General features: G+C 64.3%; 24 protein-coding genes and 2 pseudogenes. 12 read left to right on the top strand and 14 right to left on the bottom strand.

Annotated features, from left to right (window positions below; translation table 11 throughout):
- Positions 1–110 precede the first annotated feature (110 nt).
- A complete protein-coding gene (locus BM190_RS10355) occupies positions 111–590 on the bottom strand; it encodes a hypothetical protein (RefSeq protein WP_177237020.1) in 480 nt (159 codons plus the stop codon).
- A 194-nt stretch (positions 591–784) separates the two neighbouring features.
- Between BM190_RS10355 and BM190_RS10350 the strand changes: the two genes are divergently transcribed.
- Entirely contained in the window at positions 785–1,102 is a 318-nt protein-coding gene (locus BM190_RS10350; RefSeq protein ID WP_026202526.1) for a hypothetical protein, read from the top strand.
- 171 nt (positions 1,103–1,273) lie between these two features.
- Here the strand turns inward: BM190_RS10350 and BM190_RS10345 are convergent, their stop codons facing one another.
- Both BM190_RS10345 and BM190_RS10340 read right to left on the bottom strand, forming a co-directional pair.
- Positions 1,274–2,503 carry a hypothetical protein gene (locus tag BM190_RS10345; protein ID WP_018321297.1) on the bottom strand — a complete coding sequence of 410 codons (1,230 nt, stop codon included), beginning with the start codon at positions 2,501–2,503 and terminating at the stop codon, positions 1,274–1,276.
- Between the two features lie 56 nt (positions 2,504–2,559).
- Positions 2,560–3,186 carry an NUDIX hydrolase gene (locus tag BM190_RS10340; RefSeq protein ID WP_092254121.1) on the bottom strand — a complete coding sequence of 209 codons (627 nt, stop codon included), beginning with the start codon at positions 3,184–3,186 and terminating at the stop codon, positions 2,560–2,562.
- A 68-nt stretch (positions 3,187–3,254) separates the two neighbouring features.
- Here BM190_RS10340 and BM190_RS10335 point away from each other — a divergent pair, with 68 nt between their 5' ends.
- The 5 genes from BM190_RS10335 (at position 3,255) to BM190_RS10315 (ending at position 9,112) form a co-directional block, all read left to right on the top strand.
- Entirely contained in the window at positions 3,255–3,680 is a 426-nt protein-coding gene (locus tag BM190_RS10335; RefSeq protein ID WP_177237018.1) for a PaaI family thioesterase, read from the top strand.
- Between the two features lie 313 nt (positions 3,681–3,993).
- The gene (locus BM190_RS10330) at positions 3,994–5,004 is read left to right on the top strand and encodes an aldo/keto reductase (RefSeq protein ID WP_092254117.1); all 1,011 of its coding nucleotides are present in this window, start codon (positions 3,994–3,996) and stop codon (positions 5,002–5,004) included.
- A gap of 15 nt (positions 5,005–5,019) precedes the next feature.
- On the top strand, positions 5,020–6,333 hold the full coding sequence (locus BM190_RS10325; RefSeq protein ID WP_092254115.1) for a tetratricopeptide repeat protein: 1,314 nt from the start codon (positions 5,020–5,022) through the stop codon (positions 6,331–6,333).
- Between the two features lie 192 nt (positions 6,334–6,525).
- Positions 6,526–7,113 (top strand): hypothetical protein, encoded by a 588-nt coding sequence (locus tag BM190_RS10320; RefSeq protein WP_092254871.1) that lies wholly within the window; start codon positions 6,526–6,528, stop codon positions 7,111–7,113.
- A gap of 142 nt (positions 7,114–7,255) precedes the next feature.
- Positions 7,256–9,112 carry a sensor histidine kinase gene (locus tag BM190_RS10315; RefSeq protein WP_092254113.1) on the top strand — a complete coding sequence of 619 codons (1,857 nt, stop codon included), beginning with the start codon at positions 7,256–7,258 and terminating at the stop codon, positions 9,110–9,112.
- 35 nt (positions 9,113–9,147) lie between these two features.
- On the opposite strand, the pseudogene BM190_RS10310 reads toward BM190_RS10315, so the two are convergent.
- Both BM190_RS10310 and BM190_RS10305 read right to left on the bottom strand, forming a co-directional pair.
- Positions 9,148–10,725 (bottom strand): annotated as a pseudogene (locus BM190_RS10310) (oleate hydratase); the annotation flags it as partial.
- Positions 10,726–10,801: 76 nt separating this feature from the next.
- A complete protein-coding gene (locus tag BM190_RS10305; protein ID WP_177237017.1) occupies positions 10,802–12,628 on the bottom strand; it encodes an AMP-dependent synthetase/ligase in 1,827 nt (608 codons plus the stop codon).
- Between the two features lie 247 nt (positions 12,629–12,875).
- Between BM190_RS10305 and BM190_RS10300 the strand changes: the two genes are divergently transcribed.
- Complete coding sequence (locus BM190_RS10300) at positions 12,876–13,445, top strand: cysteine hydrolase family protein (protein WP_092254105.1); 570 nt, start codon at positions 12,876–12,878, stop codon at positions 13,443–13,445.
- A gap of 167 nt (positions 13,446–13,612) precedes the next feature.
- On the top strand, positions 13,613–13,936 hold the full coding sequence (locus BM190_RS10295; RefSeq protein WP_018321286.1) for a hypothetical protein: 324 nt from the start codon (positions 13,613–13,615) through the stop codon (positions 13,934–13,936).
- A gap of 30 nt (positions 13,937–13,966) precedes the next feature.
- On the opposite strand, the gene BM190_RS10290 is transcribed toward BM190_RS10295, so the two are convergent.
- The 5 genes from BM190_RS10290 to BM190_RS10270 all read right to left on the bottom strand — a co-directional run bounded on the left by BM190_RS10290 (position 13,967) and on the right by BM190_RS10270 (position 17,894).
- Entirely contained in the window at positions 13,967–15,241 is a 1,275-nt protein-coding gene (locus BM190_RS10290; RefSeq protein WP_092254103.1) for a flavin monoamine oxidase family protein, read from the bottom strand.
- Positions 15,242–15,250: 9 nt separating this feature from the next.
- Positions 15,251–15,958: a RibD family protein gene (locus tag BM190_RS10285; RefSeq protein ID WP_092254100.1), complete on the bottom strand. Its 708-nt coding sequence runs from the start codon at positions 15,956–15,958 to the stop codon at positions 15,251–15,253.
- Between the two features lie 21 nt (positions 15,959–15,979).
- Entirely contained in the window at positions 15,980–16,654 is a 675-nt protein-coding gene (locus BM190_RS10280; protein ID WP_092254098.1) for an FABP family protein, read from the bottom strand.
- Between the two features lie 173 nt (positions 16,655–16,827).
- Positions 16,828–17,007: a hypothetical protein gene (locus BM190_RS10275; protein WP_092254096.1), complete on the bottom strand. Its 180-nt coding sequence runs from the start codon at positions 17,005–17,007 to the stop codon at positions 16,828–16,830.
- Positions 17,008–17,390: 383 nt separating this feature from the next.
- Positions 17,391–17,894, bottom strand: coding sequence for a TetR/AcrR family transcriptional regulator (locus BM190_RS10270; RefSeq protein WP_018321281.1), 504 nt, complete (start codon positions 17,892–17,894; stop codon positions 17,391–17,393).
- A gap of 143 nt (positions 17,895–18,037) precedes the next feature.
- Between BM190_RS10270 and BM190_RS10265 the strand changes: the two genes are divergently transcribed.
- From BM190_RS10265 to BM190_RS10250, 4 genes and pseudogenes are all read left to right on the top strand, one after another.
- On the top strand, positions 18,038–18,736 hold the full coding sequence (locus tag BM190_RS10265) for a type 1 glutamine amidotransferase domain-containing protein (protein WP_092254094.1): 699 nt from the start codon (positions 18,038–18,040) through the stop codon (positions 18,734–18,736).
- Positions 18,705–18,959, top strand: a pseudogene (locus BM190_RS41740) (NAD(P)-binding protein); the annotation flags it as partial. The gene BM190_RS10265 and the pseudogene BM190_RS41740, both read left to right, overlap by 32 nt.
- 25 nt (positions 18,960–18,984) lie before the next feature.
- Positions 18,985–19,728: an SDR family oxidoreductase gene (locus tag BM190_RS10255; protein ID WP_092254092.1), complete on the top strand. Its 744-nt coding sequence runs from the start codon at positions 18,985–18,987 to the stop codon at positions 19,726–19,728.
- 2 nt (positions 19,729–19,730) lie between these two features.
- A complete protein-coding gene (locus BM190_RS10250) occupies positions 19,731–20,405 on the top strand; it encodes a cupin domain-containing protein (RefSeq protein ID WP_092254090.1) in 675 nt (224 codons plus the stop codon).
- A 233-nt stretch (positions 20,406–20,638) separates the two neighbouring features.
- Here the strand turns inward: BM190_RS10250 and BM190_RS10245 are convergent, their stop codons facing one another.
- The 4 genes from BM190_RS10245 to BM190_RS10230 all read right to left on the bottom strand — a co-directional run bounded on the left by BM190_RS10245 (position 20,639) and on the right by BM190_RS10230 (position 25,534).
- On the bottom strand, positions 20,639–20,887 hold the full coding sequence (locus BM190_RS10245) for a hypothetical protein (protein ID WP_026202521.1): 249 nt from the start codon (positions 20,885–20,887) through the stop codon (positions 20,639–20,641).
- A gap of 265 nt (positions 20,888–21,152) precedes the next feature.
- Positions 21,153–23,708, bottom strand: coding sequence for a bifunctional diguanylate cyclase/phosphodiesterase (locus BM190_RS10240; RefSeq protein WP_177237016.1), 2,556 nt, complete (start codon positions 23,706–23,708; stop codon positions 21,153–21,155).
- A gap of 353 nt (positions 23,709–24,061) precedes the next feature.
- Positions 24,062–24,841: a DUF2182 domain-containing protein gene (locus tag BM190_RS10235; protein ID WP_244550632.1), complete on the bottom strand. Its 780-nt coding sequence runs from the start codon at positions 24,839–24,841 to the stop codon at positions 24,062–24,064.
- A 60-nt stretch (positions 24,842–24,901) separates the two neighbouring features.
- Entirely contained in the window at positions 24,902–25,534 is a 633-nt protein-coding gene (locus BM190_RS10230) for a DUF1326 domain-containing protein (RefSeq protein WP_092254084.1), read from the bottom strand.
- Positions 25,535–25,956: the final 422 nt, after the last annotated feature.

Below are 25,956 nucleotides of genomic sequence, written 5' to 3'. Positions count from 1 at the left end.
GACAAAACAGGACTGCGGTAAACGGCCGATCCGGCTGGGTTTTTGGGAACCTGTGGGTGCGGCGAGGTGGCGCAGCCGTAGTCCGGAGCGGCGCCATCGCCATCGACGTTTCACTGGAACGTCATGTCCAGGCACTTGGAGATGTCGGAACCGAGGCCGGAGGAGATGATGATGCAGCCGCGCACCTTCTGCGCGCTGACATCGGCCGCCCACACCGAATAGCCGCCGGGGCCGAAGAACGAGTTGGTGTTCGGCGGCTCGGTCTCGGTCGCGTCGAAATCATACTTCCCATCGGTCTCGAAGATGCGCGGCTTCTTGATGCAGCCGCCGTCGGTCTGGACGTTGATGACCTCCTTGTTGTCGCGGGTCAGCGCCAGCGAGACCTGGCAGCGGAAATATTCCGAGGTCTTGGTGTTGAACAGATAGGTGTAGGACTTGCAGGTCGCCGTGTTCAGCTTGCCCGGGGCAAGGCCGCGGCTGCACGAAATGCGCTGGTTGTGGCTGAGCTGGTAATCATCGGCCCGGGCTGCCGGCGCCAACGCCGTCAACGACAATACAGCAGCCCAGCAAAGTTTAATCACATGGCGCATCCGAATCATCCCCACCAATAATTTTGTCGAGTTGCGTTCTAGACGGAAAGCGGAACATAGTCGCGAGGGGACGAAGGGAAAATCACAAACTGCTGGGCAAGACGTGATGCGCTGCGGCGCTTTCGCAAATTGACCCGGATACGCCGTTCGTGATTTGTTCAAGCCGGGTACCCCAGCGACGGGGAGGATGGATGATGGCATTTTCAACCAAGACATTTGCACTTGTTTCGGCTGCACTCGTAACGGTGCTCGGCGCATTCGCCGCGCCCGCATGCGCACAAACCCCGGCGACGCCGTGGGAGCTCAAGCCCGACACCGGCTACGCCTATGACAGGGAAGGCAAGACCTTTTCCTACAAGATGGGCACCAGCAACGCCGGCGAGCTCTTGAAGGGCGCCAAGAAAGTCCCGAAGGGCACGCTGTTCTTCATCGGCCACAACGGCCAGCTCTACATGCGCAGCGGCCCCTATCTGGAAGGCGACGGCAAGTTCAAGTTCGGCCCGGATCAGTAGGAGCGGCGGCTCTCGCCACGAACGAAGCTGCCGTAGGGTGGGCAAAGGCGCGTAGCGCCGTGCCCACCATCTCTCCCTATCGCAAAAGGTGCGTGGCAACGCTTCCGCCGCCGCTCTTCGAGCTATGGCGGACAGGTCGCTTTGCCCACCCTGCGGCAGCTCGCCAGCTCCCTAAAACGCCCCCGCCAATTCCCTTGCGCCGGGTTTGCTGCTGTTCGAATCCATCCGATCGTCCGTCACCGCCAGCAGCTTGGCCACCGTGTTGTGGCGGATCGCGACCGGGTTGCGCTCGTAGCCGCCGCGCTGGAAGAAGTTCGAGGTCGGCACCTGCTCGCGCATCGCCTGCGGCATCGTCACCATGTCGAGCCCGGTGCCGTCTCCGGTGAGGTTCATCATCTCGAGCTCGGCCGCCGTCAGCGGACGGGTGTAGCCCTTGGCGCGGGCGAACAGCACCGAGGTCAGCAGCTTGTGGGTCTGCAGCATCGGACCGACGTCGATGTCGAGCACCATCGCGTGCATGGCCCAGCCCTGCGCGGTGTTGCCGATCTTCTCGTGCTCCGACCAGGTATCGGGCACCGACTTCGCATGCGCCACCATTTTCTTCAGCACGACGAGCTTGTGCTCGAGCGACTGGCGCGCCGGTCCCGACGTGCGCGCCACCTTCTCGGAGAGCGCGCGAATGAGTTCGTGGCCCTGCTCGGCCAGCAGCTCGACGCTGTTGGTGGTCAGGAGCTGGTTGTAGCCCATCGCGGTCGAGATCGCGCGCTTGCCGCCATGCTCGATTCCCGCCTGCACGTCGTGGCTGCCGGTACCGCCGGTCTCGAACGAATAGACCCGCACGGCCTGCTCGCGCGTCAGCCCGGAGGCGAGCGCATAGCGCGCATAGGCGCGCTTGAATTCGATCTCGCTCGCCGGGCGCTGCGGTGTGAACTGGTAGAGCTCCTGCGCCGCGCGCAGGAAATCGGCAACCACGGGAATCGGTTTTCTGGGGGGGCGGTCCGGCGTTTCCTCCGGCTCCGGATTCACCGGCTTCTTCGGCCCGTTATAGAGTGGCGGATGCTCCAGCACGTAGTCGTCGAGCGTCACCTGCTGCCCGCTGCGCCGCTTGGCATTGCGGCCTTTCCGCTTCTCGGAGATTTGGCTCCAATAGGCGCCAGCCTCGGCGTCGAAGGCCGCGCGCGCCGCCTGATATTCTGCGAGCTTGCGGCGATATTCGAGCACCGCCGGGGACGCGCCGCCTTGCGCGAAGAATTGCGACAGCAACTGGGCGTTGGCATCGCGGACGGCAGGCGGCAGCGCGTCGATCTCGCCGCCACGCGCGGCGGGCGCGAGCAGGACGAGTGCGAGTGGAACCAGCGCAAGGCAATTTCGAGAGAGGCTGTTTCGAATCGAATGATGCATGCTGCCCTCTTAGCAGGCATCCGGTAACCGTCACGTTAACGCGCCGTTTACCATCGTCACTTCCAGGCGAACACCGGTTGTTCCAGCTCCGCCACGCGGGTGTGCCGGCCCGCAAGCACCTCGCGGAACTGGTAGATCAGGGCCGCGGTCGGCGCGTGGATCAGGCTTTCCTGATGATGGAAACGGATCACGCGGCGCGCGCTTTCGGGGATGGCGACGAAATCGAAGGCGTCGTCGCGCTCGATGGTGTCGAGCGCAATGCGATGGACCGAAGCCACCTCGTCCGGGTTCGGCCTGATCGCGGCACTATCGGCCGCCCACACCACCACCGGCGTGATCAGATACCCGGAACGGGTCGGATAATCGTCGAGCAGACCGAGCACCGCGTCGGCCGAAAGTTTTAGCGCGAGCTCCTCGTCGAGCTCGCGCAGCGCCGCCTCGACCGGCGTCTCGCCGACATCGCAGCGTCCGCCCGGCAGCGCCCATTGGCCGCGATGGGCGCGCAGATGCGATGCGCGCAGCGTGAGCAGGAATGCGGTGTCATCGCCCTCGCTCGCGGTCAGCACAACTGACACCGCGGCACGCTTCAGCGTCGTCGGCACTTCACCCGCCGGCAGCCGCATGAAGGCCGCGCAGGCATTCGCGATATTCCGCCGTGTGGCATCATCGAACGGTCTCATGATGCTTGACTACACCACGTCAGGCCTCGATGAAACGAGATCGCAAGGCCCGCACCTGAATGGACGACGACATGACCAACAAGGCCGCCGCAAGGCTCAAATCAGACGGCTGGAGCATCCTGGAGACCACGGGCTTCCTGCATCTGATCGGCCCCTTGTGGGAGCGCAAGGTCGACGGCCACTACGAGTTCGCGCTTGCCACCGAAGACAAGCACCACAACCGCCGCGGCATGGTTCAGGGTGGCGTGATGATGACCTTTGCCGACCGCACCTGCGGCATGACCGCCCGCTATATCTCAGGCAAAGAGTTTATGGCGACGGTGCAGCTTGACACCCACTTCGTCGAGGCCGGCCAGATCGGCGACATCCTGATCTCCCGCCCGCGCGTGGTGCGCTCGACGCGCAGCCTGATCTTCATGAGCACGGAAGTGACGGTGGATGGTCGCTGCATCGTGATGGCGAATGGCGTGTTCAAAATCTTGAAGGGGCCGGGGTAGCGCGCCGTCGGGCTGCCCCCGCAGCCCACCACACACTCCGCCGTCATCGCCCGGCTTGACCGGGCGACCCAGTACGCCGCAGCCTCTCGGCTCAACCATAGCCGTCTCTGGAATACTGGATCGCCCGATCAAGTCGGGCGATGACAGTTGTGAGGATGGCGGGCAGTTTCCGCCACGCGTCATTGCGACGAGCTCTTGCGACGAAGCAATCCAGCATCTATCCGCGGACGCATCTCTGGATTGCTTCGCTGCGCTCGCAATGACGACTGTAGCTGGCTATGCTGATCTCCATAAAGATATCGAGGACCCGCCCATGCAATACCGTCAGCTCGGCCGCAGCGGCCTGAAAGTGTCGCCGATCTGTCTGGGCACCATGATGTTCGGTGGCCCCACCGATGAAGCCACGTCAAAGCGGATCATCGACAAAGCGCATGGCGCCGGCATCAACTTCATCGACACCGCCGACGCTTACTCGAAGGGCGGCTCCGAGGAGGTGGTCGGCCGCGCGATCGCGGGCAACCGTCACGCCTGGGTGCTCGCCACCAAACTCGCCAACCCCATGGGCGACGATCCCAACCGCAGCGGGCTGTCACGGCGCTGGGTGCTGCAGGCCGTAGACGAAAGCTTAGCGCGGCTCGGCACCGACCACATCGACATCTACTATCTGCACAAGGAAGACCATTCGACACCGCTGGAAGAGACGGTGCGCGCGATGGGCGATTTGATCCGCGTCGGCAAGGTGCGCTATTTCGGCGTCTCGAACTACCGCGCCTGGCGGGTCGCCGAGATCTGCAACATCTGCGACCGTCTCGGCATCGACCGTCCCGCGGTGAGCCAGCCCTATTACAATGCGATGAATCGCATGCCCGAGGTCGAGCACTTTCCGGCCTGCTCCTATTACGGTCTCGGCATCGTGCCCTACAGCCCGCTGGCGCGAGGCGTGCTCACCGGCAAGTACAAGCCGGATGCAGCGCCCGACAAGGAGACGCGCGCCGGCCGCAACGACACCCGCATGATGCAGACCGAATGGCGGCCGGAATCGCTCCAGCTCGCGCAGGAGATCAAGACTCACGCCGAGAAAAAGGGCATTACCGCCGGCCAGTTCGCGGTTGCCTGGGTGCTCAACTCCGCCTTCGTCTCCTCGATCGTCGCAGGTCCCCGCACCGAGGCGCAATGGGATGGCTACATCAGCGCGCTCGACTACCGCTTCACTGGGGATGACGAGGCGCTGATCGACCGGCTGGTCGTGCCGGGCCACCCCTCGACGCCGGGCTACAACGATCCCGCCTACCCCATCGAAGGCCGCCGCGCGCGGACGGCGTGAAACCGGGAGACGACGATGGCGCTCGAAGACCGCTACGGCCTGCCGCTCTCCACCACATCCGATGCGGCTGCATCCGCCTATCGCGAAGGCGTCGATCTCATGCTCGCGGGCTGGACCGGCATGGCGGAGATGCTGGAGCGCGCGATTGCGACCGATCCGGATTTCGCGCTTCCCCATATCGCCCGCGCCCGCGTGCACGCGTTCTACCAGCAGGGCGATCTGGCCCGGCAAAAGGCGGCGCTTGCGCGCGAGCTGGTCGCCAAGCGCGGCACAGAGCGCGAGCGCTCGCATGTCGAGACGCTGGCGCTGGCGATCGAGGGCCGGCTGCCGGAGGCGATCGTGTCGACGCTGAGGCATATCGAGAGCTGGCCGCGCGATGCATTGGTGCTGTCGCTGCCGCTCGGCGCGTTCGGCCTGTTCGCCTTCTCCGGCATAGCTGACCACGACCGCGCGCGGCATGAGCTGTGCGAGCCGCTTGCGCAGCATTATGGCGAGGATTGGTGGTTCCTGACCATGGCCGGCTGGGCGATGACCGAGAACGGCGACGTCGCACGCGGTCGCGCCATGACCGAGCGCGGCTTCAATTTACGCCGTCAGAATGCCCACGCCGCACACGCGGTGCTGCATGCAATGTTCGAGGACGGCTCGATCGAGGCGGCCGACCGCCTCGTCGACGACTGGATCCCCTCTTACGACCGCGCCGGAATTCTGCACGGCCATATCAGCTGGCACCAGGCGCTCGGCGCGCTCGAGCATGGCGATGCGGCTCGCGCGCTCGCGATCTATGCCGACGTGCTTCAGCCATCAGTCACGCAGGCGCCGCCGCTCAACGTCATCACCGATGCCGCCTCGCTGCTGTGGCGCCTGTCGGCTTACGGCCATTCCGTGCCGAGGGAGCTGTGGCTCGACGCCGACGCCAGCGCGCAAAAGCTGTTTCCGAAGTCGAGCCTGTCTTTCGCCGACATCCACATGGCGCTGTTCGCGGCAGCGACGCAGAATCACGCGGCGCTCACCACGCGCCTTGCGGCCATCGAGCAGCGCCTCGCCGAGGGCAAGCTGCCGGCCGGCCCCGTGGTGCCGGCGATCTTCCGCGCGCTGGCGGCCTTTGCGGATGAGGATTACGCCTCATGCGCGCAAACGCTGGCGCCGGTCCTCGGCGAGGTCGTACGGATCGGCGGCAGCCATGCCCAGCGCGAGCTGGTCGAGGACACCTACATCGTCGCCCTGATGCGCAGCGGCGAGCTGGCCCGCGCCCGCGCCGTGCTGGATGCCCGCCTGCACCGCCGACCTTCGCTTCGCGATGCGCGCTGGCAGGCGGCAATGGCCTGAGTTCCGCCACGAAAAAAACACCGGCCTGACGGCAAGTGCCTGCGGGACGGTTTGGGCGATGTGGACGCCGTCGGGGGTGGCGCGGTGGTATTCCAGGCGGGACTTGCAGGACAAACGGGATCGCAACCAATTTGCGGTTCGATCGTTATGGTGCGGAACCCGACCGTGGTTCCCTGGCACGTGAGCCTTCCGATGCGCCTCTGCCGACCGCTTCTGGCCGCCAAGCTAGTCTTCGCCGCCGCGTTGGCAAGTCCTTGTTTTGCCGAGACTTCCAAGCCGATCCCGGTCAACAACCCGCCGGCGCCGCAGAATGCCTTCATCGACCTGCTGGCGCTGATGTCCGGCCACTGCAAGACCTTCAAGGTTGCCGGGCGCACCTTCGCCTGCAAGACGGTGGCCTACGCCCACGGCGACAAGGGCCGGGTCAATTTCGCGGTCGCGGTCGACGATCCCTCCGACGACAGCCACGTCGTGTCGTTCTCCGGCGAGAACGGCAAGCGCGCCGACGACAATTCCTACGAGCTGCCGATCGACCGCATGCTGCTCAACTCCAAGGACCGGCCCAGGGTCGACGGCCTGCCGGTGCCGGCCGAGCAGACCTCCACCGGCCTCTGCCGCCAGACCGGCAATTTCGCCGCCAGGAAGGTGACCGACGTCACCTGCTCCGCCACCGACAGCGAGGGCCGGCAATATGAACTGCTGTTCGTCTCCGACGGTACGCCGGTGAGCGTGCGCCGCATCCGGCAATCGCTGCCCTCGATCCAGGACCCGTTCAAATAGCGGCACTTCGTCTCGCCTGCTGTGTCGGCGAAGTGAAAGCGCATCCTTCCGTTTGAAACTCCAGGTCCGGCTTGTATGCTCTCGCGCGCGTCCTCACCGAGGAAGCCCGATTGCAACTGGAGGCGGGGCCGAGAGCCCGGCAATGCGTATGATCACCGGGCTCATGCGCATCCTGTTCATCTTCCTCCTCGCAAGCCTGTCGCGTGAATGCATCGCGGCCGACGGCAAGCGGCAGCGTTCGATCCTGGTTCTGGAAGAGGCTGATTTTCGCTCGCCCTTCTATTCCGAGATATTTGCCGGCATCCGCGCCGTCGCGAAGCCGAACGGGACGAGTCACACGGTGACCTACGGCGAGAGCCTCGATCTCGCCCGCTTCCCGGGACCGGACTACGAAGAGAGCCTGGTCGGTCACTTCAAGACCAAATATGCGCAGCAGCCGATCGACGTCATCGTTTCGATCGGAGTTTCATCGGCGAAATTCCTTCGGAAGCGCAAGCAGGAGATCTGGCCAGATGCACCGGTCGTCTACGGCTTCGTGCCCGATCTGCCCGAGACGCGCGCGCTGTTCCTGCCCAACACGACGACCGTCTTCACACGGGTGAGACCGGCGCAGCTGCTGACCGCAGCCCGCGCTGTCGTTCCCGACCTCAACCGGGTCGTTCTCGTCGGCGAGGCCTGGAAGAATCCGCTGACATACGGACACTGGAAGCAGGACTTCGCGGCGGCAATGCCCGACCTCGAAGTCACCGATCTGTCGGGCGCGGTGCTGCGCGAGGTCCGCGCTCACGTCGCGTCCCTGCCCGCCCGCTCCGCGATCTTGACCTCGGCGATGTATTCCGACGGCGAAGGCACTTATTATTCCCCGGCCGCCGCGCTCGCACGCATCGCCGAGAGCGCCAACCGCCCGATCATCATCACGTCCGATACGTTCCTCGGGCGCTCGGGCGTGGGCGGCTTCCTGCTGCTGCCCGAAATGATCGGACGGGAAGCCGGCGAAGTCGCCATGCGGATTCTCGGCGGCGAGGCCCCGTCGAGCATCGTCCCCTTCGGCGGGAATCACGTGAAGCCGATCTTCGACTGGCGGGAGCTGAAACGCTGGAACGTGGACGAGGCCCATCTGCCTCCCGGCAGCGAGGTGCGTTTCCGTGAACCAACCTTCTGGGAGAAGTATCACTGGCACGCCACCATCGTCGCCAGTGTCGTTCTGGTGCAGGCGCTGATGATCGCCATTCTGCTGCGCGAGCGCCGCTTGCGCTTCGTGGCCGAGGTCGAGGCGCGGCAACGCATGTCGGAGCTCGCCCACATGAATCGCCGCGCCACCGCGGGTGAGATGTCCGCCTCGCTCGCCCACGAGCTGAACCAGCCGCTCGCCGCCATCCTGATCAATGCCGAGACGGCCCAGCAGATCTTGCGGAATCCGGCGCCCGACCTCGGCGAGATCGGGGACTTATTGGACCACATTCGCCGGGACGATCAGCGGGCCGCCGACGTCATCAGCCGGCTGCGCTCGTTTCTGAAGCGAGACCCGACCGAACGGCGCGAGCTCGATCTCAATGCGATGGTTGGCGAGGTGTTTCGATTCCTCTCCGTGCAGGCCCTGACCCACGACGTCGAACTCATGACCGAACCCTCATCCGCGGATATCCGCGTTAAGGGCGATAAGGTTCAGCTCCAGCAGGCCATCCTGAATCTCGTCGTGAACGGCATCGATGCCGTGGCGCATCTCCCGGACAAGCGGCGCCGCGTCATCGGCCGAACCAGTCTTGCCGACGGTAATGTGGCCCTCGTCTCGGTCGCCGATGCCGGCGACGGGATCCTGGCGGAGAAGATGACGGAGATCTTCGAGCCGTTCTTCACGACCAAGACCCAAGGCATGGGCATCGGCCTCTCGATCGCCCATACCATCGTCGAGGCGCATGGCGGGCGCATCTGGGCAGAGAACGCGCCGTCAGGGGGCGCCGTCTTTCACGTTAGCCTGCCGCTGGCAGCGTTGCGATAGCTCCTATCGCAGGCGCCAGCGACGCTGGCCAGCCGTCACGCGAACGCCTTTTCCAGCGTTGCGAAGATCACCGCGAGCGACTTGTCGTGCCGCGTCACCGGCGGCACCGGGCGATCGATCTTCATGAGCTGATAGACCGCCATCTGCGCCGCGCGCACCGAATATTCGACCGTGAACACGACGTCGTCGGGGATTTCGACGAACTGGCTGACGAAAGCGAGGTTGACCGAATTCTTCGGCACCGGCAGCGGCCGGTCGGCCAGATTGCGCGGCATGAACATGCTGGTGATGTAGGGCATGCGGCAGGGAACGCAGATCGCGTCCGCGAACACGCTCACATCGAAATTCAAATGGCCGCACAGCTCCTTCAGGATCTCCGCGCCGCCGCAATCGGACATCGGCTTGGCAACGAAATTGCCGACGCGGTCGGGATGTAGCGCATAGCCCCAGAACACCTGCACATTGTTCGGCTGTCCGGCGAAATGCGGCTGGTGATAGAGCACGACCGACATCAGCCAGTTGGAATCCTTGAACGTGACGAGGCCGCCGGTGCCGGCCCGGTTGCCGGAGAACGCCTCCATCTTCTCGAAGAAGAGTGGATCGCGGCAGGTGACGGTGAAGGACAGCCAATAGGATTCAGGGATCGAGCTGTTGAACGCGGCGGGATTGCCGAATTCGGGACGCTCCTTCGCGATCGTCTCCCACAGCGCCCAGCCCTGGCTGTCTTTCTTGGTCAGATGCGGCGGCGGCTCGGTCATGGTGCCGAGGCTCGAGGCGTCCGTCATCGAGCCGTTCTGGAAGAATACGAGATCGCCGTCCTCGAGCCGGACATTGGCGATGCGGCCGTCGCGATCGAGCACGAGCTGGCGCACCCGCAACCGTCCGTCCTCGCTCTCGATCGCCATGTCGGTGACGCGGGTGCCGCGCACGAATTGCACGCCCTGCCGCTTCAGCCAGTCAGCAAGCGGCCGCACGATCGCATCATACTGATTGTAGACGGTGCGCTTGACGCCGGCGAGCGTCTCGATGCGCGGAAACTCGTTCATGAAGCGGTGCAGATAGCGCTTCAGCTCGACCGCGCTGTGCCAGGGCTGGAACGCGAAGGTAGTCTGCCACATGTACCAGAAATTGGACTCGAAGAATTTTGGCGAGAGCCAGTCGGTGATGCGGCTGTTGCCGAGTGTCTCCTCCGAAGCCTCGGTGAGCCGCAACAGCTCGAGCCGGTCGCGCGCGGAAAAGCCCATATGCGAGACGTCGAGCTTGAAACGGTTGCGATCGACCAGCCGCGCCTGCGAGTGCGCCGGGTTCTCCAGGTTGAACGCGATGGTCTCGTCGCGCACGCTGCGGCCGGGATGCTCGAGCGAAGGGATGCTGGAGAGCAGATCCCAGGTGCATTCGTAATGGTCGGTGGTCAGCATGCGTCCGCCGCGCAGCGAATAGGCGCCGTTCGCGAGCAGCGCGCCGTCGAGGCTGCCGCCGACCAGCGGCTGCGCCTCATGGATCACGATGTCACGCCCCGGCTGCTGCGCGTCGCGAATCAGGAACGCCGCGCCCGCGAGCGAACCAATGCCACCGCCGATGAAATACGCCTTCATGACTTGCCTCGACTGCCGTTCGAATTCGAGGGCGACATTGCATCGCGAGGCAGGGGCCGAAGTTGCGCTGGATCAACCGCGGGGAGAGGCGAATTCACGTCGGCGTTATCGCCGCGGGCTTCTTCGCATAGACGTCTTCGATCTCGTCTGCGAAGCGGCGTTCGAGCGCGGGCCGCTTGTTCTTCAGCGTCGGCGTGAGCAGGCCGCTCGCGATGGTCCACGGATCGAGCGTCCACCACACCGCGCGCGGTGTCGCGTAGGACGGATAGGCCTTCACGGCCGCGGCGATCCTGGCCAGCAGGGCGGCCCGTTCCGCCGCGCCGCCTTGCTTGCCGCTGGCAGCTAACCGTTCCTTCTCCTGCACCCAGGCCTTGGCATTCAGCACGACCAGCGCGGTAAGGAACGGCCGCTGCTCGCCGACCACCAGCGCCTGCTCGAACAGGGGATCGGCGAGGATCGCGGTCTCCAGATCCACCGGCGCGATCTTCTCGCCGGTCGACGTGACCAGGATGTCCTTGATGCGGCCGGTGATGGTGATACGCCCGTTCTCAATGCGGGCCTGGTCGCCGGTGTGCAGCCAGCCGTCGGCGTCCTTGACGCGGCGCGTCTCGTCCGGCTTGTGCCAATAGCCGAGCATCACACTGGGGCTGCGCACCAACAATTCGTCGTTCTCGCCTAGCCTCGCCTCGACGCCGTCGAGGACGTGGCCGACCGAGTGCGGATCATTGTCATCGATGGTGTTGACCGACACCACCGGCGAGGTCTCCGTCATGCCGTAGCCCTGGAGGACGTCGAGCCCGAGCGCGAGAAACAGGCGAATGACGGGCTGCGCGATCGGCGCCCCGCCCGAGACCGCGACGCGCAGGCGGCCGCCGAGCCGCGCCAGCACCTTATCGGCGACGAGCCGCTTGAGCAGCGGCCAGGCCAGCCGGTCCAGCAGCGACGGCACGCCATGCCGCTGCCGTGCATCGAAACGGCGCCCGCCGACGGCTATGGTGAGGTCGAGCAGCGCGCGTTCGATACTTCCAGCTGATGCGCGATGCTGCATGATCAGCGCGTAGATGCGCTCGTAGATCCGCGGCACCGAGATCAGCACCGTCGGCCGCACACGCTTCAGGTCCTCCGAGAGTTGCGGCACCGAGCGGGCATAGGCGACGCAGGCGCCGGCCGCGATCGGATAATAATAGCCGCCGGTGCGCTCGAAGGTGTGCGAGAGCGGCAGGAAGGACAGGAAGACGTCGTGCGGTTCGGCGGCGATGCGATGCGCGATCGCCTTCACATTGGCGACGACATTGCCGTGCGACAGCATCACGCCCTTCGGCCGCCCGGTCGTGCCCGAGGTGTAGACGATGGCGGCGAGATCGTCCGGCTGGATCACGACATCGGGCAGCGGCGCGGTCGCGCCGGCTGCTTGTGCGAGCCAGTGGTCGAGCCCGACGATGCGCGCGTCCGGCGTGATGAGCCCGCCTGCGTCCGCGCAGACGACGCGCTTGAGATGGTCGAGCGGCTGGCCGGTCGCCACGATCGCCTGCCAGCGCTCCAGTGTATCGACGAACAGGAGCAGCGCGCCGGAATCGACGAGGACGTAGGCGATGCTGTCGGGGTTGTCGACGGCATGCATCGGCACCGGCACGAGGCCGCGCGACAGCGCCGCCTGGTCCATGGCGATATGCGCAATGCCATTCGGCATCAGGATGGCGACGCGTTCGCCCGGCGCGAACTCCTCCGCGGCGAGCGCGCGCCGCCACAGCTCGAATCGCGCATCGATCTCGCGCCAGGACTGGCTGACCCAGCGCCGCGCGGTCGCATCGAAATGGCGGCAAGCCTCCGCCGCCGGCGTCGCCTTGACGCGCCAGTGCAGCAGCTCCGGCAGCGTCCTGATCCCGGCAAGTCCGTCCGGTTGACTCGTCGGCCCCGGCATGGCGTCCTCTCGCATCTCATCGATTCCCAACCATTTGGTGCCTCGACACTAGGCCGGCCAGCCCTTGCCGCTTTGATCCTCAGCAAGGCGGCCATGCAAGGACGCGTTCCTCGCGGCGCTCTCCGAACGCCACGGCTTTCCCAATCCGCATCCGGGCTACGGGGCTCGAAACGAGGGAAGATTGACATTGCCCGTCGTCGTCTTCGCCTCGCATAATTGACTCAGCAATAGAACCGAAAGCACCTCCATGCCTCGCTCCCTCCCCGCTCTCATCGTCGTCGACGTCCAGCGCGCGTTCGACGAATGGGAGGCGGCGGGACAGCGGCGCAACAATCCGGATGCGGTGGCGCGGATCGCCAGTCTGTTGCAGGCATTCAGAGCGCGCGGCGCGCCGATCTTTCATATCCGCCATGAAGGCACCAAGCCGAATTCATCGTTTCTGCCATCGCGTTCCGGCTACGCCGTCAAGGACGAGGCGCGCGAGCAACCGGGCGAGACTGTCATCATCAAGCGCGTCAACAGCGCCTTCATCGGCACCGACCTGGAAGAGCGCCTGCGCGCGGCCGGCATCGGCACGCTCGTGATCTGCGGCGCCACCACCAATCATTGCGTGGAGACGACGACGCGGATGGCCGGCAATCTCGGGTTCGACGCGCACCTCGTGCGCGATGCGACATGGACGTTCGACCGCGTCGGGCCCGACGGCGACAAGCATTCCGCCGAGCAAATCCATGCAATGACGTTGTCGAACCTCAACGGCGAGTTCGCGCGCATCGTCACCAGCGACGACGTGCTCGCCTCGTTCGCGGCCAAGTGATGGCAGCAATGCGATCAATGCCGATGATGCGACAATAAATCTCACGATGTGCGTTCACGCGCGCGAATCGGACGTCGCGATACTGCGTCGTTTCGACGCCCGCACTGGCCGGAACGCAGCCGACGCCCATCTGTTGTCACACGACATTCAACTGGAGTGATGACACCATGAAGTATCTCATTGTCGCGATGGCGGTCGGTGCTGCGGCGCTTGCCGGCGGATCGGCGGCGAACGCGGCCAATAATTCAGGCGCGAAGCAGAACGCGCCAGCCGGCCAGTCGACCGACATCAGCGCGCAGCACCGGCACCATGGCCACCGCCATCACCATCACTGGCGCCATCATCACCACCATCACGGCTACTATCGTCCGCACTACCGGAGCTACGGTTATTACCCGCGGCACCACGGCTATTACGGCGGCGGGCCGTACGGATATTACGGCGGCGGCGGTCCGGGCGTGACGTTCAGCTTCGGCGGCGGACGCTGGTAAAAGGAAAGGCCCGCGATGCGGGCCTTTTTCTTACCCCCGCAAAATCATCTCTGCCGTCTCCTGGCCGCTCGCCAGTGCCGCTTCCACCGTGCCCATGTCACGGCCGCGATAGAGAGCTTCGCCGGAGAACAGCACCAGGCCATCGGCACGCGCGAGGACCGCTTGTGCCGCGCGCGTCCGCGGCGTCGCCCAGGAATAGGCGCCGCGGGCAAAGGGATCATGCGCCCAGTTGGTCGCCGTGGCCGCCACAAGCTCGCGCGCGACGTCCTCACGCGGCAACTTGAAGATGGCAGCGAGCGAATCGAGCCCGGCGGCGATCAGTCCTTGTGGACCGAGGCTTTCCAGCTCCGCCGTGCGCGGGCCGCCGAACCAGCCGGTGAGCACGGCCTGCCCGCTCGGATATTGCGTCCACCACACCGGGATAGTCCGGTCGGACAGCAGAAAGGTCATGGCTGCGAGATCCTCGTGCCGCTCGCGCCACCACGGCCGCGCAAACCGCAGCAGGATCTTGATGACGTTGCCGAAGCCGATGTCATCAGCAGCAGCAGCAAGCTTCTCGCGCGCGCTCGCCGGCAGAGCCATCTCGCGCAGCAGCGGCAGCGGCACGGTCAGGATCACGCGATCGCAGGCGTGTACATCGCCGCCGCCGCAGCGAACCGCCGCCGTGTCACCGTCCTCCTCGATCGCCGACACTACGGCGCCGAGATGGATGGTCACGCCAGACTTGCGGCAATCGGCGGCCAGAAAGTCGATCAGCGCGCCATAGCCGCCATCGATGCGCGCCTGCGGCGCGTGTCCGCCATCCATCCATTCCTCGCGCAGCGCCAGCGTCGAGGCGCGCTCGGGGTCGGCCGCGTCATAGCCCTCGACCATCCGTTCGATCGATTGGCGCATCGGCGCATAGTCGTCCCCGGCGAAATGCCGGCGCAGGAATTCGGCGACGGAGAGATCGTCCTTCAAGTCCTTCAGCACGGCCTGAAGCTTCGCCTCGTGCGGATCGTCGCGCTCCTCGCGCAAGAGCGCCGTGCCGTCAAAGCTCCACTGCTCGCCTGCGATCTCGTGAAGGGACAGTCCGGCCTCGCGCAGCAATCCGCGCGTGACCGGCGCCTCGCCATGGACAAATTCGGCGCCGCCCGCGGCGGGGTAGCCGAACTCCGAGACCGGCAGCGGAAGGATGCGGCCGCCGCAGCGCTCGCGCGCCTCCAGCACCGTCACCTTGCGGCCGGCCCGCGCCAGCTCACGCGCCGCCATCAGGCCGGCCGCGCCGGCGCCGACGATGACGATATGCTCTGTTGTCTCGGGCATGGCCGCGCGTTACCGGCTCGCGGCTTGCGGATCGTTCGTGATCAGATAGCGCAGCAACAGGACACCGTCGCCGAGCTGGCGCGTACTCTCCAGCGTCATCGCCGTGATCGGTGCGCGCTTGTCGCTGTCCGCCTCGGTCGAAGAGAACACGAAGGGCGCGCCCTCTGCGCCATCGATCGCTGGGCTGAGAATCAGGTTGAACTCGTCGATCAGACCGGCACGCAGGAACGCGCCATTGGCGACGCCGCCGCCCTCCACCAGCAGCCGCTTCACCCCCAACTCGCGGCTGAGAATATCCAACGCCAGCGCCAGATCGAGCTCGGACTTGCCGGCAAAGATGTAGGATACGCCCTCGCCGCGCAGGCCGGCGAGATGCGAATCCGGCACGCTCTCGGTCAGCACGACGACGATCGGATCACCGCCGATGTCCGAGCGGCCCCAGCCGATCTTGCCCTGCGCATCGAGAACGATTCCATAGGTTTTCGCATCACGCCGCGCGAACCAGTTTTCACGCGGCAGCTTCGCATTCGTCGCGGGATAGGGCTGGCCCTTGGCGAACTCCGAGCCGGTAACGCGGCCAATCACCCAGGCATCGCCGCCGAGCTCGTCATGGATCTTCTCGAACCAATCCGTGCCCGCCCCCTTCGGGCGCCAGCGGCTGGGATGCGTGCGGCCGTCGAGGCTGGAGTGCATCAGACAGATGACATAGGGCTTCATGCGATTCTCCGACGCCGCGCTTCACACTGCCGACCCATCGCCCTTCTCATCGCTCCTGGCGCGTTCGTTGACGATCACCGCGAGCGGATTGAGCTGTGGTGGCGCGACGAGCTGCAGCGTGTTGGTGTCGCGATGGTCGAACGGCGCGCCGCGGACGAACAACTCGGTCTGGATCAGATAGGTCCAGCTGCCGTCGTCGTTGAAGGTGATGTCGCAGCGATAGGAGTCGGTGCGGAAGGCCTGTTCCAGAAAGTCGGTCGAGCAGATCCCGTAGGCGGTGTCGCCGCGCTTTGCGGTGACCGAGATCGTCTTGTCGTCGGGCCCGGCCTTGCCCGAGGCCAGCAGCACCTGCCCGCGCGGAATCGCCAGCGTCTGCATGATCAGGCCGGTCGCGGGCTCCCACAGCCAATAGCCGACCTGGTCGTGGAAGGTGATGTCTTCCTCGGGCGTGTTGATGTGGATGTGATAGCGCAGCCCGTACAACAGCTGCGGCCCGTTGGCCTGCGGATCGATCGGATCCATGCGGATGCGCTCGATGAAGGTCCGCCGCTCCGGCCCCTCCGCCTTCGGATTGATGTCGATGCCCTTGTCCGCCTGCCAATGCCCTGCGAGACGGCGGAGCGGGCCGAGATTGGCGAGGCCGTCGGGCGAGACGTCCTCGGGCTCGGTGAAGATATCGGCGGGAATGGGGAGCATGGCGGCCTCGCGGGAAGTTGCGGAGGCAGCAATAGCATGGCAGCGGGAAGCTGGCGCGTGCTCAGGCCTCACAATCGCGAATGGACACCGGCGTTGTGCGCGGGACGATTGTCGGGCTTTTCGACAAGACGACGAAGCCGAACCCGTTCGATTCGGCTCCGCCGCCGGGACGTTTAGTGGCGATGATCGCGGACCTCGGGTTGCGTGCGGTGGTCCCTGACGATGGTCTGATTGCGATGGTCGCGCACGATGGGCGGGTCGCGATGATCGCGGACGATGGTCAGCGCGCTCGCGGGTGTCACCAAGCTTGCCAAGGTGATCGCTGCGAAGGCCACAAGGATGGTATTGCGCATAAGTCTTGTCCTCTTCCCGGTGGATCACTGCGAACCACCTGACCGCAAGCTAGATCGACCCGCGAGGAAGATATGTGTCACCGGTCACGCGATGATCATCGCTCCTGCTGGCGACCGTGCGTCGTTCGATCGGAGGAAGAGGCACGAGAGTAGCCGCCGCGACTTCAACGCCAGCCCGCAGCGAGTGCCACGCTGCTGCAATACGCTGGGTGTGTCCGTCAGCACCGTGAAGAGCCACCTTTTCATTTCTTCAAAGAGACCGGCTGCCGGCGCTCGGTCGACCGGGTGAGGCTGGCGAAGTCGCTGACGTTTCCGGTGAAGCGCGAATCCTTATCGGAGGCCGCTATGGAGCTTCCCCTCCTCGATGTCGGCGCGACTCCGCCTCAACCGAGCGCTTCGGTTGCGCGGTCGAAGAGGGTCGGATCGCCCTGTGCGCTGGCCATCAGGATCGCGCCTTCGAGCGTCGCGAGCACCTGGGTCGCACGCTGTTCGGTGAGGCCGCCGGCGACGAGGCTGGCGATGCCCGCCTGGAAAAACTGCCGTACCTCATGGGCCACGTCCGGCGCCAGGTCGGGGACGGTAGCGCCGAGCGATCCGCAGAGGCACATCTTGGCGCCATCATCGAGGGCGCTGCGAAACACCGCCCGCCAGGCCTGGACCACATTCTGTCCGGCGGCGACCCCGGCATCGGCGGCCGCGACCACGCGTTGGTTGTAACGTCGAGCCACAGCGGCCGCCAGTGCGCTCTTGGTCGGGAAATGATAGTAGATGCTCGCGCTCTTCACCCCGACGTCGGCGGCGACCTCTCGAAAACTGAAGCCGCTATAGCCAGCCTCCCGGATTCGACGCTCCGTCGCGTCCATGATTGCTTCCACCGTGTCGGTCATAGCCTTCCAGTCTGCCAAGTCGTTCACCTACCTGTTAACAGGTAGATCTTGCTATCGCGCCTGACAAGCTGTATGTGCGCCATCATTATCTACCTGTCGACAGGTAGATATCCGCAAAGCTCTGATCACCTGAAGGAAAATTTATGAGCACTGGCAACCGACAAAAGCGCATCCTCCTCATCATGTCGTCGGTCGACGAGATGGGGATCAGCGGCAAGCAGACGGGCACCTGGTTCCACGAACTGGCGGCCCCCTATTACATCCTCACCAAGGCCGGCTTTGAGGTCGTCTTTGCTTCCCCACGGGGCGGCGAAGCGCCGATCGACCTCCTCAGCATGAAGTCGCCGTTCACCACCGAATATACCGAGCGCTTCCTCGCTGATCCGGTCGCAATGTTCGCTGCCCGCAACACCCGGAAGCTGCGCAATATCGACTACCGCACGTACGATGCCGTGTTCTTCCCCGGTGGCTATGGCCTGCTCTGGGATCTCGCGTCGGATTCCTACGCGATCAAGCTGATCCGTGACTTCCACAACGCGCAGCGTCCCATCGCGATGGTCTGCCACGCGCCCGCTATCCTGCGCGACGTCAAGAAGGACGACGGCCAATATCTCGTCAACGGCCTGAACCTGACCGGCTTCAAGAACGCGGAAGACACCGAAATCGAGTTGTTGCACCATCTTCTGTTCTCGCTCGAGGACGAGCTCAGGAATCGCGGAGCCAAATATCAGAGCAAGGCCAATTGGGAGCCGAACGTGGTCGTCGATGGCGTGCTGATGACAGGTCAGAGCCCCGCCTCCGCCGTGCCGCTTGCGGAAGCTCTCGCGAACCGCCTCGCCTGAATCATCGAAGGGTGCTCTCGGGAGCACCCTTCAACATGATCGTCACAGCGACACACGTGGACTGGCGCACGAGTTGCGAAAAATGAGCATGCGAACCAAGGTAGCCATTGTGGGCGGCGGTCTTGCCGGCCTTTACGCCGCGCGTCTGCTCGATGCGGCCGGCATCGACTTCCATCTGCTTGAGGCGAGAGATCGCTTTGGCGGGCGCAGGTCCTCGCCCGATTGATCGATGCACAGGAGACCATCACATGCTGAACGGAAAGACCGCGCTCATCACCGGCGGCAATAGTGGCATCGGCCTTGCCACGGCCAAGCGGCTTCGCGCTGAGGGCGTCCGCATCGCCATCACCGGCACTGATGCGGCCAAGCTGGAGGCCGCGCGTCAGGAAGTCGGCGGCGATACGCTCACGATCAGCGCCGACGTGCGCTCCCTTGCCGATCTGAAGGCGATGGTGCAGATCGTCGGCCACGCCTTCGGCAAGCTCGACATCCTCTTCGCCAATGCCGGCGTCGCCTATGGAACGCCGATTGAAACGACCGACGAAGAGAGCTTCGACCGCCTGATGGACATCAATGTGAAGGGCGTATTCTTCACGGTCCAAGCAGTGCTTCCGATCATGGCCGATGGCGGCTCGATCATTCTCAACACCTCATGGCTGGGTCAGGTCGGCACGCCGGGCCGGGCGGTCTTGTCTGCCTCTAAAGCGGCCGTACGGTCCTTCACACGCGTGTTGGCGGCGGAGCTTGTCGCCCGAAAAATCCGCGTCAATGCAGTCAGCCCAGGTCCGATCGACACGCCGATCCATCGCGCACCCGGGCAGACCGAAGAGGAGTTCAGGGCTTATGCTGATAAGGTCGGCTCCAAGGTTCCAGCCGGCCGCATGGGTAAACCGGAGGAGATCGCGGCGGCGGTGACATTCCTGGCCGGCGACGATTCGCGCTACCTGCTTGGAGCCGAGATCAATGTCGACGGCGGATTTGCGGAGATCTGATCATGCGCATCAATGACGACCTTTCTCGCCCTGTCATCGCCCACGCCTCGCAGGAGGACTGGATCCCGAGTCCGGCGCCCGGCGTCGACCGCCGCATGCTGTTTCGGATCGGCGAGGAGAAGGCGCGCGCCACCTCGATCGTCCGCTATGCGCCCGGCAGCGCCTTTGCGCGCCATGTGCATAGCGGCGGGGAGGAGTTTCTGGTGCTGGAAGGCGTCTTCCAGGACGACGAGGGCGATTATCCAACCGGGACCTATGTGCGCAATCCGCCGGGCACCTCGCATGCACCCGCATCACAGGGCGGCTGCACGATCTTCGTGCGGCTATGGCAGTTCCGCGCTGACGACAGGGCGCAGACCGTCCGCCTGCCGGGCGAAGGTCAGCCCGCGGAGCCGCGCCCCGGCGCAAGCGCCGCAACAGTGTTGTTCGATGATGGCCATGAAACGGTTCTGCTGGAGGACTGGCGGGCGACCGCGACCGTCATAGTGGAGAATTCGGGCGGCTTGGAGTTTCTGTTGGTGTCGGGCGGCCTCACGGTCGACGGCGAGGCGATGAGCCCGCAGGATTGGGGGCGTCTGCCGGCGGGCGTGAATCTGCATGCGCAGGTTGGCGCGGAGGGCGCCCGCGTTTGGATCAAGCGGGGACCGCTATTGCATCCTGACGTGTGCGAATTCTAGATCATGATCCGGAAAAGTGTGCAGCGGTTTTCCAAAAAGATCATGCTCAAACAATAAACTGAAGCGCGATGATGTTTCATCCTAATCTCATCGCGCTTTAGCACGGCCGTCGCGATGAGCTTGCGGCGGAGAACGGCGGAAGCACTTCGCCCCATCATTACGATGGCGAGGAGGTGTCGATCGCCCGGCTGATGCCGTCGCGATCGATCGCCGCCATCAATTGGTGGCCGCTCTCAAGCCGCTTCCGACACCGACTTCGCACGCTGCTCGAGCACGCCGATCGTGGAGACCAGATTGTCGCGCCGCGCTCGGAGGTTGAGTGCAAGCAGCGGATAGGTCGGCTGCTGCACGTCAAACACCCCGGCTTTGGCTTCCTCCTCGAGAATGTCGGTATTCAACAGCCGAACGCGCCACCACAAATCGGCGATCAGCGCATCGAGCCGGAGTTCTCCGGCAGTACCAGAACGGGACATTTCTTGCATCGCATGCCTCAACCTGAAACGGGCCTCCCTGCCGAGGCCCGGCTTTGGTCATGACTCAGCAAGTGGAGTGCCAGGATCGGCGGGTGCGATTGGGCTCGGGAATTGGTTCCACGCGGTGCGGTCCTTCGCCTCTCAGCGGAAGCTTAACGTGCCAGGGAACCACCAAATCTTCCCCCTTCCAAGCTATTCAAAGGGAGCCTTCACCTGCTCAGCTTTCCTGCTCTTGGGCGGCGGGCGATGATGGCAAACGCCGGAGGCATTCAGCTCACGCCGCCCGCCGTTTCCGTCGCGCCGGGGGGCTTTGCCACGAGAGGCCGGCGAACGGCACGGGCTTGCTGAAGTGAAATCCCTGGCCGAGCGGGATGCCGAGTGACTGGAGCCGTTTGACCTGCTCGAAGGACTCGACCCCCTCGGCGACGATCGAGAGCTTCAACGTCTTCGCGAGCTGCACGATGGACTTCAGCACGGCGACGGTCTCGCAGCGATCGATCCTGTCGATGAACGATTTGTCGATCTTGACCTTGTCGAAAGGAAAGGCCGTCAAATAGGACAAAGACGAGTATCCGACACCGAAATCGTCGAGGGCAATTGAGACGCCGAGCGCCTTGAGGCGCTGGAGCGTCTTGAGGTTCTCCTCGGTGTCGGCGAGAAATACGCTCTCGGTGATCTCGAGCTCGAGCCGGGTTTGCGGAAGGCCGCTCTGCGCCAACGCAAACGTCACGGTGTCGACGAGATTGGTGCCGGCAAATTGCAGGGCAGAGAGATTGACAGCGACCTTGACGTCGGCCGGCATGCTCATCGCATCGCGACAGGCCCGGGCCAGCACCTGATTGCCGAGCTCGACGATCAAGCCCCCCGCCTCCGCAACCGCAATGAACTCAGCCGGAGGAATGTAGCCCCTGGTGCCGTGATGCCAGCGCGCCAGGGCTTCGACCGATTTTACCCGACCGGTGCCGAGCTCGATCACGGGCTGATAAAACACCTCCAGCTCCTCGCGCCAGATCGCTTCGCGCAGCTCGATCTCGAGCACGTTGCGCTGATCCGCTTCCGCCTTGAGCTCCGCTGAATAAAGGTGGAAGCAGCTTCGGCCGGCATTCTTCGACCTGTAGAGCGCAAGATCGGCGTTGCGAAGGATCTCATCGACCCGCGTGCCGTGCTCGGGCACGAGCGCAAGGCCAATGCTACAGCCGATCACGACGGGATGGCCATCGATGTGATAGGGCTCGGCAATGGCCTGGACCAGCCGCTCTGCCAGGCTTGCAGCGCCGTCGCGCATCGCGGCCACGATCACGGCAAACTCGTCGCCGCCAATTCGCGCCGCCGTATCGGCATCACGAATCTGCGCCTTGATCCGGTCGGCGACCTGCTTCAGCAACGCGTCGCCGCATTGATGGCCGAGCGCATCATTGACGGACTTGAACTTGTCGAGATCGAGCAGGAGTACGGCGAACCCAGGCTCCAGCCGGCGCGAGCTGGCCAGCGCCTCGTCGATGCGCTCCTTGAACAGGTTGCGGTTGGCAAGGCCGGTCAGGCTGTCGTAATGCGCCAGCCGCTCGATGCGGTCCGCCGACGCCTTGCGCTCGGTGATGTCCTCATGAGTAGCGACCCAGCCGCCACCCTCGCGCCGGCCGTAGGAGATGTAGACGACCCGTCCATCGGGAAACTGCACGGTGTTCGAGATTTGCTCCGACCGGGCGAGCCGGTTCTTCAAATCGACGAGATAGGTCTCGACGTCGAGCACGGCGGTCTGTTTTGCGAATATATCCCGGAAATGCATGCCGATCCGAATGTCTTCCGGCAGGAGGCCATAGAGTTCGAGCCATTGCGGGTTGAATGCGATCAGGCGGTCGCGGCCATCGAACATGCTCAAGCCCTGGGGAAGGTTCCGGAGCGCATCCTCAAATTTGCTGGCAAAATCGCGCCGCTCGCGGTGAGCGCGATCCAGCGCCTGCTGCCGTCGCCAATGGAATGTCGTCGCGGCGAGGATAATGAACGTAAGCAGCAGCGCGCCGCCGAGATAAACCTTCTGCCTGACGGCGGAGCGGGAATAAATCTCCTGCCCCGAAATGCCGACGGTGAAGATGAGCGGAAACGCACGCGACCTGCGCGCCGTGGTCAACCGGTCACTGCGGTTCGGTCGGTTCTCGTTCCAGTATTGCACATAGAAGCCGTCACCCAGCTCGCCCTCGACGCGGCTGGGTGCGTGTTGTCCCAGCACGGAGCCCTGGTCCACGCCCCGGGCGGCGAGCACGACGTAATTGGCATTTCTGAGCACCAGCGTTCCGCCGACGCCGAGCTTTGCCGTGTCGTAGAACCTGCCGACCACGTCGACGCTGATCGAGCCGACGACCACTCCGGCCGGATTCCGCGCGAGGTCGAAGACCTTTCTTGCGAGCTGGATCGTCCATTTGTTCGAGGCCCTTCCCAGCACCGGCTTGGCGACGTAGAGGCGATCGTCGGCTTGCGCCATGACATTGATGAAGTGCTCGCGATCGCCAAGAAAAAGCGGCGGGCCGGAATAGCCCGCGGTCGTCTCGGTCATGTATCCGTTCGATCCGATCAGTGCGAACTGAACCACGTCGCCGGTCGCAATGCGGGCCGTGTCCGACCATGACTTCAAGCTGAAGGTGAGCGGATCCTGGGCGTAGAGCGCTCGCACCACCAGCAATGACTGATCGACGCGCTCGAAGATGCGTTCGGTGTTTTCCTCGAACAGTTCGGCGACGCTGTTGCCGTGCGACCGCGCCTGCTCGACCGCGTCCATCCGCTCCGACGCGGTGATTGCGAAATAGCCGATCCAGACCAGGGGCAGAAAGAACAACGCGATCTGCAGCGGACCATTCCGCAGGATCGTTCTTCCGGCTTTGCGGACTGCCCCTGCGGGAATCACGACGCGCACCCCCGCTTCGGCCGCCAGGGCAGAACTGCGCTCGCCCGCAGTATTGGCATCGCCTTGTCTCCGCCTCGACTGCACAGGGACACCCGCGGCCGAAAGCGGCGCGCGGGTGCTGTTCATAGCGCAAAGGTAGCTGAAACAGCCTTAAGTTTGTGTTTGGGTAAAGCTCAATTCTTCAGATTAAAACATCCGTATCATCACGGAGGTCGGCTGGCCTTGAGCAATCAGGTACATGGGCAAGTCGAAAGCCGCACATTTTTGGCCGCCTTTGGGCCTTTTCAGATTGCGCGCGCAAGAACGATCGCGCCGGACAGGATGAGGACCCCGCCTGCCGCATAGCTCAATCTTCGGCCGAACGGCAGCAGCTTCTCGCCGGCGACATAGAGCGCGATGCCGATGATCCAGGCCGGGTTCATCACGCCGCCGACGAACAGCAGCACCATCAGAAACCAGCAGCAGCCGACGCAGTAGCTGCCGTGGCGAAGTCCCATTCGCAATGCGCCGCGCGTGCCGGGCCGCCAATGTCGGCTGAGAAACAACAGCGGGCTCTCGCAGTAGCGCAGGCACGCCTGTTTGAGAGGTGTGAACTGATATACCCCTGCTGCAATCAGAATGCCGCCACCCAGAATCGCGCTGGTGCTTGCCATCGCCATCGACAGCAATCCGAAGCGTTCGAACGCTCCCTGCACCACCACCGCCGCGAGACTGAACCCCGCCCACGTCACGAGATAGCCGGCGAGAAAGATCCAGGTATCGATTGCGGCGCGGGAGGCAGTCTCCTGCTTGCGCTTGACGGTCGCATACAGGAGAACGGTGGGCACCGCGCTCGGCGCCATCATCGCGACCATCATCACCCACCACATCACGAACAGCAGCACGCCATAGAATGGCGTCCACGGCATCGGCGCCATGTCCGGCATGTCGGCCATCATCTCGGTGTCCATGCCGGCGCCCGCGGCGAGATAGGCCCAGGCGAGCGCCACCACTGCGGCGGTCCCGATCGCGACGATCAGCCGGTCGCGGTGGAGCAAATGTTCCAGTATCGAGCGCCCCTGCATCGACTTGTCCATGGCGATGAGGAGCTGACACCGAGGTTTTGTCTCGGTGTCAGCGCCGCATCATGCCGCTACGCCCTCGGGCGTCTGCACGACATTGGCGAGCGAGCTATGCGTACCGCGGGTCTCGAACGGGATCGCGCCGGTCGAGCGGATGTTGGCGGATGCGACCTCGGCCGCCCGATGTTCGAACCCCTCGGGCATGACCACCTGGATGCGGTGCGGATCACCGGTCACCGGATTCTTGATCGGCTCGACATCGGTCTCGAGCACACCCCTGGCGACGAGTTTTGCGACGCGTCCTTCTTTGTCGAAGGAAAACTCGAACGGCGCAAATACCGGATCGTGGATCTTGGTCACGATCATGCTGACGATCTGAAAAAGCGTACCTTCGGCCGAATGCTTGCCGGAAAAGATATCGAACAACGCCTGCCGCTGCTCCGCCGTGGCGCGTTCGTCGATGATGGGCTGGATTGTCCCGTTGCCCTCATGAAGTGGCCCAGGGAAATCGACCGTGATCGCAAAGCAGAGACCATCGAGCCTGGTCCCTTCGAAATGTCCCTTGGCGATCCGCATGGCGACCATTCCCTTGCAATAGCCTTGGGTCGGCCGTGCGTTGAAATCGCAGGGGCAGCCAAACGCGCAGGTGCAGTTCTTCATCCATTCGCCTTCGAGACGCCAGTCCGATGCAGCCATGGCACATCTCCCAATGTGAGCGGGGACGCGGCAGCCGTTGACAAATTTGTTCAGCGTTCTTGTCGAAGCAAGGCGAAAAGGCGCGAGCGGGATCGAGGTCCGATCAGAAGGCCGGCATCGCAGAAAAAGTATGGTGGCGAGCTGCCGTTCACCCAATGGCGAAAAGCATATCAGCTGTGGCCCTACGCGTACAGCGAACGCATGCGGCGAAGCTGGGGGCGTCCGAAACTGAGAGGGATGGTGCGCCACTCCGAACAAAACTGAGAACTCGTATGCCATTGAATACACTTATGATTTCTCGTGGCATCTGCGACCCGGCCGTGTCGTAGGCCTTTTTGCCGCGGTTCCGCGCGCCTTGGCCGCCGGAGTGGTAAGATCAGGTGCCGAGGGCAGATTTCGCGGCGCCGGATCTCGGTCAAGAT

Source organism: Bradyrhizobium sp. Rc3b (genome assembly GCF_900114915.1).
GTDB lineage: Bacteria > Pseudomonadota > Alphaproteobacteria > Rhizobiales > Xanthobacteraceae > Bradyrhizobium.
Note: the sequence above shows the minus strand (reverse complement) of the source record. Positions and strands in the feature narration are given on the sequence as shown.